This window comes from Faecalimonas sp. LCP19S3_D12 (genome assembly GCF_052121495.1).
Classification (GTDB): domain Bacteria; phylum Bacillota; class Clostridia; order Lachnospirales; family Lachnospiraceae; genus Faecalimonas.
Genome location: NZ_JBQKED010000069.1, coordinates 1 through 8,511 on the forward strand (window position 1 = coordinate 1; position 8,511 = coordinate 8,511).

Here is an 8,511-nt window from a genome sequence, read left to right on the forward strand (position 1 = left end):
ATCGTATTCATCCATATAATATTTCTTTATTTTTTCTAGATCTGCCCCTTCAAACACGTTTCCTATATCCGGTGCATCTCCGGTCTTTTCACACAAAAGGAATTTCCCATCCGTCTTCACATAGACCCTCCGGTTCCCCGGAATGCAGCAGCCGTTTCTTCTGAGGTCTTTGCATGGTTCCTGTGTCTGTCTTCGGTTATGTATCCGCACCAGTTTATCCGCTACAATCCCTGCCACATAACTATTTGGATCCTCTTCTTCTAAATCCCTTGCCAGTGCCCAGCCTTCGATGGCATCTAACGTGAAACCGTCCAGTTCCTCTCCGATAAACTCCCCATCTCCAGCATACTCCATGGAAATATCTTCTTCTCTTACGCTTCCGTATTCTACGTAATCACATTTCTTTACCATTTCTTTTGGCAGCCAGCTCAGACCTTCAAAAAACTCCTTAATCGCATCCAGTTTCTTTGTACTGAATGGCGGACAGACCACCGTATTGATCACAATACTTTCCTTTGCCCTCTCTCCAAAAGCTTCTACCAGATATTTTAATCCCTGTATTGCTTTCTCAAAACTTCCTTTTCCTCCGCTCATCACTCTGTAAGCATCATGGATTCCTTCTGGTCCGTCTATACTTGCCAGGACACTCATTCCTTCCACTCCTGCCACATATGCAGCGATTTCCGGTGTTACCAGTGTCAGGTTGGTAGAGAAAGAAAAGGTCAGTTCTTTTCCTTTTATGATCTGCCGGCTGTAATCTATTGTCTTTTTCATCAGTTCAAACTGCACCAGTGGCTCTCCCCCATAAAAGGATATCGCCACTTTATCTCCACTGTTATCCCTTGCATACTCCACAGCACGTTTTCCCACATCCCAGGTCATGGCTTTTGGCGAGAAATTCCGGTATCCTTCATTATGTTCGTTATAAATACAGTAGCGGCATCTCATGTTGCACTGTTCTGTCAGTTCCAGGATGACCTGCTGCAGATCGTACCGGAGCAAGTCCCTTAATGTTTCATCTGTTTCCCTTACAAACTTTAAATTCGGTGAAACCTGCAGGATATGCTCTGCTTCTACTATCTCCCAGATGTTTCTGTATGCAGCCTCCAGTTCTTCTTCTGAAGCCCCCTCCACCTCATTCGGAAGTTTTGTCTGTTCAAACAGGCTTTTTAAGATTCGGTATTCATTTGCCCCGCACTCAAACACTTTTCCGGTTCCTGTATCATACATATACTGTTTATTTCTGGTAGTGAAAACAGTTCCCAGGCTGTATCCATGCTCTACATCAATGGTCTCTTTGATCTTTTTCAGGTGTTCATTCATTTTTCTTCCTCCTAACATTTTCTCCCAATGCATCAGCTCATTTCAGATAAAATCTCCTTTGGCTTTTTCCTCATAATCATAGTCCCTGCTACCGAAACTGAAACAAATAGCAAACCGCCAATTGCAATTGTATCTTTTACTAACATATCTGATGTGACTTCTATTTCTATCGTCTGAAATTCCAAGTCCGGTGCAATATATCCATCTGCAAACACTTGATTTTGTGTTGCTTCTTTCTGTTCGTCTGCCTGGTTTTGAGATTGTTGTGCCATATAAGATGCCGTCATTTTAGAAAGTGCGGGGGATATCAGAAAAGATAATACCAATCCCAAAATTCCAATCAGCATGGCTTCCCAAAGAAATTGACTCCAGATTTTCTTCTTACTTTCTCCCAATGCCATAAAAATACCGATTTCCTGCGTCCTATTCTTCATCCAGAATAAAAAGATCAGACTGAATATGATAAAACTTGCTGCGGAAACTACGATTAATAGCATTTCACTTAACTGCTTCATATTATTAAAATTTTCCGCCATGCTCTGAATATTTCCATTACTATCAATTAGATCGTATCGTTTCCAGTCAATGTCTACTTTTTCAATTTCCTTTTTTACTGCATCATATTGATCTACATTAACTACCTTAAAAATCGCATATCGGAACAGCGGATTTCCCTCTTCCCCAGATGGTTTCTCTGGAAAATTCATATCGGTAAAAATCGTATTTTCTGAACGGTAAGTATCTCCAGACATAACTGGTTCCAGTTTCCGCACCGCTTCATAAATCCCTACAATCTTTACACTATAAACTTTCGAATTTTCCTTATCATCCCACTGATTAAACTGTAGACTGTCACCGACTTGCACCCCGTTTAATTCCGCCAGTTCTTTTGAAATCACGCAAACATCTTTATCTTCTTTGGTTGTCATACGCCCATCTACCAATTTAATCTTTCCTGCTGCAACATCCATATCCATTTCCATAATTCGGTTTCCTCTTAAATTGACACCTCCAAAGTCCTGTCTCTGATCCATATCCGGATCTTCAATCCTTTTAAAGTTTACAGGATTTACCACCGTTGCCACTGTAATCAGATTATATTCTTCGACCCCTTTTACTTTTGCTATCTGTTCTGCATCTTTGGGAATCACCGTTTCAAAAGAATTATCCGTTGAAACACCATATGCTCCATTTTCTAAGCGATAATTATGAACTCCTTCATAATCTCCTTCTGCCCCTGTTATTTTTGATGCCTCTTCAAGCCGAGTATGTCGATTAGCTTCACTTAATTCTAGCCTAAAGGTAGCGCCTACTGCTTGCCGCGTAGAATCCTGTACATTGACACTTGCAGATTGGCTTGCCAATCCTGCCATGAAAAAACTACTAATCACCACAACGACTAACAGGAGAAGAAGACTTTTTATAGGCTTTCGTATAATGGAACACATTCCTCGTCGTAAAATATTCATATCTTATTCTTCTCCTTCTATAAAGCTTTTTTATATTCAATAATTCTTATACCATTTTTTCGATTATAAAGCTTACTTACTCCAATAATCTTTCTTGCATAATAAGTTTGAACAAGCTATCAACTCATTTCAGATAAAATCTCCTTTGGTTTTTTCCTCATAATCATAATTCCTGCTACCGAAACTGAAACAAGCAGCAAACCACCGATTGCAATTGTATCTTTTACTAACATATCTGATGTGACTTCGATTTCTATCGTCTGAAATTCCAAATCCGGTGCAATATATCCATCTGCAAACACTTGATTTTGAGTTGCTTCTTTCTGTTCGTCTGCCTGGCTTTGAGATTGTTGTGCCATATAAGATGCCGTCATTTTAGAAAGTGCGGGCGATATCAGAAAAGATAATACCAATCCCAAAATTGCAATCAGCATGGCTTCCCAAAGAAATTGACTCCAGATTTTCTTCTTACTTTCTCCCAATGCCATAAAAATACCGATTTCCTGCGTCCTATTCTTCATCCAGAATAAAAAGATCAGACTGAATATGATAAAACTTGCCGCGCAAACTACGATTAACAGCATCTCACTTAACTGCTTCATATTATTAAAATTTTCAGCCATGCTCTGAATATTTCCATTACTATCAATTAAATCGTATCGTTTCCAGTCAATGTCTACTTTTTCAATTTCCTTTTTTACTGCATCATATTGATCTACATTGGCTACCTTAAAAATCGCATATCGGAACAGCGGATTTCCCTCTTCCCCAGATGGTTTCTCTGGAAAACTCATATCGGTAAAAATTGTATTTTCTGACCGGTAAGTATCTCCAGACATAACCGGTTCCAGCTTCTGCACCGCTTCATATATCCCTACAATCTTAGTATTATAAACTTTCGAATTTTCCTTATCATCCCACTGATTAAACTGTAGACTGTCACCGACTTGCAGCCCGTTTAATTCCGCCAGTTCTTTTGAAATCACACAAACATCTTTGTCATCTTTGGTTGTCATGCGTCCATCTATCAATTTAATCTTTCCTGCTGCAACATCCATATCCATTTCCATAATTCGGTTGCCTCGTAAATTAACACCTCCAAAGTCCTGACTCTGATCCATATCCGGATCTTCAATCCTTTTAAAATTCACAGGATTTACCACTGTTGCTACTGTAATCAGATTATATTCTTCAATTCCTTTTACTTTTGCTATCTGTTCTGCGTCTTTTGGAATCACCGTTTCAAAAGAATTATCCACAGATGACATCCATGATCCATCTTCAAACTTTTTTGTTGTTACTCCCCCGTAAGTTCCTTCTTTTCCTTCTCCTATTTTTTCTGTTGCTTCTGCAAGACGAGTATGTCGGTTCGCCTCACTTAACTCCAGCCTAAATGTAGCCCCTACTGCTTGCCGCGTAGAATCTTGTACGTTGACACTCGCAGACTGACTTGCTAATCCTGCCATGAAAAAACTACTAATCACCACAACGACTAATAGGAGAAGAATGCTTTTTATGGGTTTTCTAATTACTGAATAAACACCACGTCGTAACACATTCATTTATGAATCCTCTCCTTTTTCTTTTATACTTTCTTCGTGTATTTTCCCTTTTTCTATTTTAATAGCAACATCTGCTGTTTCTGCCATACTTCTACTGTGGGTTACTACAATTACACATTTCCCTAATTTATGTGCTGTTTCCTGAAGAATTTCAGTAACTTCTCTACCAATATCTTCATCGAGATTTCCGGTGGGTTCATCCGCCAGCAATACTTTAGCCGGACTTGCTAAAGCTCTTGCAATAGCCACTCTCTGCTGTTGTCCTCCGGAAAGTTGTAAGACTCTTCGATTCCAATCTTCCTTCGGGATTCCAACTGTAGCTAATAATTTTTCGGGATTTCTATTTCCCCCAAGCATAACGTTTTCCTGCGGTGTTAAATAATCAATCAAATTATAGTTCTGGAATACCAAAGAAACATGTTCTTTTCGATGATGATTTAATCCACCTTTTAAAATATCCTCTCCTTCATATAAAATACTTCCAAATACAGGAACATCCAAACCTGCAAGCAATGACAAAAATGTTGTTTTTCCTGATCCACTTGCTCCTAAAATAGCATATACCTTGCCTTCTTCAAATTCATAACTAATCCCGTTCAAAACATTTTTGTTTTTATTTGTTTTATAATGGTAAACTACATTTTTTACTTCTAAAACCACTGTATCGCCTCCTAATCAATTAACAGTTTCAAATCCAATTTCTACTTTATCTGGTAAATTATTTTCTTTAAAAAAAATATTTTTTTGCTTAAAATATCCCCTTATCACTTCCATCTCTAAATTGCGACTAGGCATTTTCCATTCGGAGTTGTTCTGCTTTTCTGCACTTCTAAAAATTATCCATATTCTTCCCTCATAATATTTTAAGCTTATTTCTAAGACGGAAAGTTCCACACATTTCTCAACAAAATAATACAAAGTATTTGTCAGACATAATTTGAGTGCATTTTTATTTGCATATATACAACTATCCATTCCATCATACAAATCCAGTCTGATTCGAATTCCAATTTTTCGTAAATCATCTTCTACAGATTCATATAATTCTAATATTGGTACAACAACTTCTATCTTATTTCCCAAACGATTTTGGCTCTCTATTTGAGAAACACTATTCTTATTATTCCTTTTCATGCTATCCCTCCATCTCTGATAGTGTATCTTTAGGATTTGTCCGTAAAACAGGGATCACTGATATTCCAATTCCAATAAAAAGTATCATAGCACCACTCATAATAAGTATTCCTACATCTGATAACTGTGGGCTAATTTTTACTGCCAATGTAGAAATATTTTTTCCTGCAAATAATAAGCCTTTCAATTTTTCTGCTAAAATATTTCCTATAGCAATAGAACATACTGAAGAAGCTGCAAATACCAAAAAACTCTCCAATAATAGCTGCGACAGTATTGAACATTTCGTTTTTCCCAAACTAATATAAACTGCTATTTCCTTTTTTCTCACTCTCATCCACATACATAAAAGGAGTGTTATAACAATTGCAGATGTTCCCAGCGTCAAATATAACATTAATTTTACAACTTGCATAACCTGTTCGAGTGGTTGTTTCATTTGTCGAAATAACATATCTGATTTTGTTAGTTCAACTTTCTCTCCTAAAATATTTTTCATTTCCCTTTCTATCTTTTCTAGATTTTCTGGATTTTTTAAATATACAGAAACGCTTTCATATCCGCTTACATCCTGCAATGTTATTATGGATTCTGTTTTTGCATATATAGTATTTTCAATCCGATAAACAGATGCCATTTCTTTCGACTGTTTTCTTTCCGAACCTGACAAATAATACCCCGAGATAACTCCTTCCAGTTTCTTCCCATCATCTGTCTCTAAAGTGAGCACATCTCCAATCTCTAACTTATTAGTCTCTGCTAATATTTGATTTACGAGGACTTCATTTTTTTCTTTTGGATACTTTCCTTTTACAATCCGGACTTCAGAATCTGCAAAGGCACCATCTAATTTTAAATCATCATAACCGACCAATCGAACTTGAAGATTTTCTGTATTTGTATTTTGGTTTTCTGTTACCGTTTGAAAATTTGACGGATATACAGGCAATGTGGTATTTTTATTAATCCTATCGATTCCCTTCAATTCCTGTATTTTATTTATGTCTTCCGTTGTGATCGGATTGTTATTTTCCATAATTCCCGCCAATATTTTTGTCTTTGTTTTTTTCTGCAGTTCGCTTTTTGCCTCATTTGAAGCTTTTAAAATAATCCCTGTACTTAAAATCATCGCTTCTGAAATCAAGAGTACCAAAAACAAAATTACTGTTTTTGATTTTTTTCTTATCAAATACCGAACTGCTCTTTTCGCACTTCCCAATTTATTTCCTCCTACTATTTTTGAAAATGATCTATAATTACACGAGTGGCCAAGAAGGTTCCGTCTTCCTGATATTCCCCATACAGAAAGACTGCTGATGATTTTTTTACATCGTCTTTTGTTCCCGCCTCCAAAGTTACATTCGTAATTGTGGAATTTGAAATTTGAAATTGTGTATTATCAGCATACTGTACAGAAATTTTTTCTACACCTTCTGTGTTCTCTCCACCTGCTGGTGCAGTCATAGTATCTTCTGTAGCACTTCCTTTTCCGAGTGTGCAGCCTGTTTCTGTAAAATCAATTACTGTTCCAACCAAATTAGCATTTTTTAAAGCACTTGTTCCTTCGCTGTTCTCCGCGTTATTTTCAGTTTGGTTCATACTATCTGTTGAATTTTCTGTTGAAGGAACTTCTGGTTTATTCATACTACCATTCCCACATCCTGCTAAAGTTCCAAATAAACAAGTTACTAATATTACCGTTGCAATTTTTTTCTTCATAAATATATCCTCCAATATTTTGATGCTTTTATTATAAAAACCTCTTTTATGTTTATCACGTTTTTTATGTGTAATTTATGTGTAGAATTAAAAAAGCGTTGTAAAGCTCCACAAATTATTGATTTGACTTTCTAAAGTTTCATAGTTCCATAATTTTTCGCTTCTTTTTTTACTATTGGGATCATGGACATAAATCTTTCCATCTTTCATTCCTGTCAAGACAATAAAATGTCCGGTTGTTGTAAAGTCTCCTGGGCGCATGGCACAAATGATCGGATGTCCTAATTCTAATTCCGTCTGAATACTATCTTTGCCTAATGGAACCTCACTTTCTTGTATCCCAAAATAACTTCCTACATCTGTCATCATGTTCCAACTACTTCCTACCCCCTCTACATAATATCCATTTTTTTCTGCATACTGCGCTACTTGGTAAGGTGTTGCTTGCTTATTCTCTGTAAGTCCTACTATAACCATAGAAAGTGCTGTTGGACCACACCCATTTACTGCAAACATGCTATCTCCATAATTTTGATAGCCCCATCTTTCATCCCATTGTAATAGTAATGGAATTTCTCCACTCCTTGTTTCCCCTACTGTTTCCGCTGGTGAATTATTTTTCTTTTCAGGATAATTCAATACAAACTCTATAGTTTCTATATTTGTCGTGAGCAGTTCCAAAAGTTCTTCTGGGTACTGACTTTTATTTTCTACGATATCTTTGATACGCAAATCATAATTTGACATTTTTTGCAATCTTCCCTCTATGCCCTCATTTTCCGTAGTTTGACTCACAATATTTTGTAATTGTATATCCTTGTATTTTCTATAGAAATACATCCCCGTACAACTTATAAAAACAAAAATTCCCCAAAAAGCTATCCTTTTTAATACTCGTATTTTTCTCTTTTTTCTGCTCTTTCGTATCATTCTTATTTAACATCCCTTCAGCTTTATAAAATCACCTTATTTAGTGTTACTGATAGCATTCTTATATTTCATATCCGTGAAACAAGCAAAGCATTCATGCATAGAAAATTCTATCCTATCTCCAAAAAGAAAAAGGGAGATTCTATTACAAATCTCCCCTTCTTATAAGACGTCTTTTTACATCTTATGCCGTTTTTGCGACATTTGCATTAGCATTTCTAGTCACTACTCCGTTGTTTCCACAGTATCCTACGCAATACGCCGGTCCTGCATAATGGGAATTTTTCACAGCTATAGTACCACTGCAAATGCAATCACCTCTGCTGCCTTCAAAGTCTGCTCCTGTCTGTAACTTTCCTGCTACGATTTTTCTC

At 36.7% G+C, this 8,511-nt stretch carries 9 protein-coding genes; all 9 read right to left on the reverse strand.

All coding sequences use genetic code 11. The features are described from left to right. A partial coding sequence (locus ACTQXY_RS14550; protein ID WP_441660064.1) for a RumMC family radical SAM sactipeptide maturase occupies positions 1–1,323 on the reverse strand: 1,323 nt, incomplete at its 3' end. Positions 1,324–1,355: 32 nt separating this feature from the next. Further along, entirely contained in the window at positions 1,356–2,792 is a 1,437-nt protein-coding gene (locus tag ACTQXY_RS14555; protein WP_441660065.1) for an FtsX-like permease family protein, read from the reverse strand. Positions 2,793–2,911: 119 nt separating this feature from the next. Continuing rightward, positions 2,912–4,354 carry an FtsX-like permease family protein gene (locus tag ACTQXY_RS14560; protein WP_441660066.1) on the reverse strand — a complete coding sequence of 481 codons (1,443 nt, stop codon included), beginning with the start codon at positions 4,352–4,354 and terminating at the stop codon, positions 2,912–2,914. Continuing rightward, a complete protein-coding gene (locus ACTQXY_RS14565; protein WP_441660067.1) occupies positions 4,355–5,014 on the reverse strand; it encodes an ATP-binding cassette domain-containing protein in 660 nt (219 codons plus the stop codon). A 15-nt stretch (positions 5,015–5,029) separates the two neighbouring features. Further along, on the reverse strand, positions 5,030–5,488 hold the full coding sequence (locus tag ACTQXY_RS14570) for a hypothetical protein (RefSeq protein WP_441660068.1): 459 nt from the start codon (positions 5,486–5,488) through the stop codon (positions 5,030–5,032). 1 nt (position 5,489) lies between these two features. Further along, positions 5,490–6,677 carry an FtsX-like permease family protein gene (locus ACTQXY_RS14575; RefSeq protein ID WP_441660069.1) on the reverse strand — a complete coding sequence of 396 codons (1,188 nt, stop codon included), beginning with the start codon at positions 6,675–6,677 and terminating at the stop codon, positions 5,490–5,492. Positions 6,678–6,721: 44 nt separating this feature from the next. Further along, complete coding sequence (locus ACTQXY_RS14580) at positions 6,722–7,207, reverse strand: hypothetical protein (RefSeq protein ID WP_441660070.1); 486 nt, start codon at positions 7,205–7,207, stop codon at positions 6,722–6,724. Between the two features lie 87 nt (positions 7,208–7,294). Further along, entirely contained in the window at positions 7,295–7,954 is a 660-nt protein-coding gene (locus ACTQXY_RS14585; RefSeq protein WP_441660071.1) for a C39 family peptidase, read from the reverse strand. A gap of 367 nt (positions 7,955–8,321) precedes the next feature. Beyond that, the coding region (locus tag ACTQXY_RS14590; RefSeq protein WP_441660072.1) for a RumC family sactipeptide at positions 8,322–8,511 on the reverse strand (190 nt) is incomplete at its 5' end.